The organism is Shigella sp. FC1967 (assembly GCF_001743005.1).
Taxonomy (GTDB): domain Bacteria; phylum Pseudomonadota; class Gammaproteobacteria; order Enterobacterales; family Enterobacteriaceae; genus Proteus.
Genome location: NZ_MIIZ01001025.1, coordinates 1 through 1,263 on the forward strand (window position 1 = coordinate 1; position 1,263 = coordinate 1,263).

Here is a 1,263-nt window from a genome sequence, read left to right on the forward strand (position 1 = left end):
AAAACGTGGAGAATTTACACTATTTGCTAAAGGTGATTTTTCTCACCTTTCTAAAGAGGCGAATTATCCTCACTGGAAAGGTTTAATCGGGGTCACTACACGAGGCGGAATTGAGTTTTTTGAGTCCATAAAAAAGGGCAGCCAATCGGCTACCCTTGGAAACGTCGATATTAAATATCGAGCAAGTCAGAAATTTAAGATTAGTAATGAGTTAGATATTGGTAAAGGAGTTATTACTAAAAACATTCATATTTTTGATGGTTATCACTTGCGCTTACTACTTAATGTTGGATATATTGATCTAGCACTAGCAAAATCTAGTGTCAGGATTTGCACCCTGAATCAGTTACTGGCGACACATGACGCGCCTAGCGTCTTTTTTTTGTGTCAATGCCTACGCACATCTATTAAATGCGGTATTATATCGCGCTTATTCAATGGTGGCGTTGGTGAGGCAGCTTTCGGGCTGGCTGGATTCCAGTAACTCCAGTAGTGCAAACCTTGCCAACGTCATCACCCCTATAGAGATTTGCACCTCTGGTGATGACTCCTTAGTTAAGTTACTGGAGATCATCTTTATGATGGCAACCCCTACCCAGACTCAATTCAAATTCCTGTTTTTGAGCATTAAGCGCTCAGATACTACTGCTAAACCTTGCCGTGTCACTGTTACAGCACCCAATGAACACGATGCAAGACTGATGCTTGTACGTGATTATATCCTGTCATTCGCTGGTCGCTTACCTGCTAAGGCGGTGACTAATGCGTAACCCTCAACCTAACGACTTCTACGCGCACAAAAATAATGGTGAAACCGTCAAAGTATTATCGGTTCAATTTAACCGTGTGACCTTTCAACGAGACGGCTTTGATAGTTCTGTCATTGTTTCATTAAGCCAGTTCAGCAATGAATACACCTACGCAGGGAGGGCTTAATTATGGCAGATATCACTATTCATCAAGCCGCTGAAAAAGCACAACAGTTAGAGCTGATTAGCCTGATGTTGCCTAACTATCCTCGCAACCTAACCATAAGCGATATTTCCGCTATATCGTCACTCATGGCGAAGTTATCAGGTGATTTAGCTGTATTTATTCAAGAGCAAATCGTAGCGCGGGAGGCGACCAAATGAAAACAATCAAATTAAATGTTGGTCACTTATCTACCTTGGAAGAAGTTGAACATATTAACGAAGAACTCCAAGCGTTGTTAATCCCACTGTTGACGGCTGTAGAGAACGAAGCTGATACAGATACGCATTT

At 41.7% G+C, this 1,263-nt stretch carries 3 protein-coding genes; all 3 read left to right on the forward strand.

The genetic code is table 11. The features are described from left to right. The first annotated feature begins 359 nt into the window (after window positions 1-359). Genes BHE89_RS17715 through BHE89_RS17725 form a run of 3 tightly spaced genes read left to right on the forward strand, consistent with a single transcriptional unit; the run spans window position 360 to window position 1,133 of the window. Entirely contained in the window at window positions 360-770 is a 411-nt protein-coding gene (locus BHE89_RS17715) for a host cell division inhibitor Icd-like protein (protein WP_286146263.1), read from the forward strand. Further along, complete coding sequence (locus tag BHE89_RS17720; protein ID WP_074454056.1) at window positions 763-936, forward strand: DUF4222 domain-containing protein; 174 nt, start codon at window positions 763-765, stop codon at window positions 934-936. The genes BHE89_RS17715 and BHE89_RS17720 overlap by 8 nt, the downstream gene beginning before the upstream one ends. A 2-nt stretch (window positions 937-938) precedes the next feature. After that, entirely contained in the window at window positions 939-1,133 is a 195-nt protein-coding gene (locus BHE89_RS17725) for a hypothetical protein (RefSeq protein ID WP_069366902.1), read from the forward strand. The last annotated feature ends 130 nt before the right edge of the window (window positions 1,134-1,263 follow it).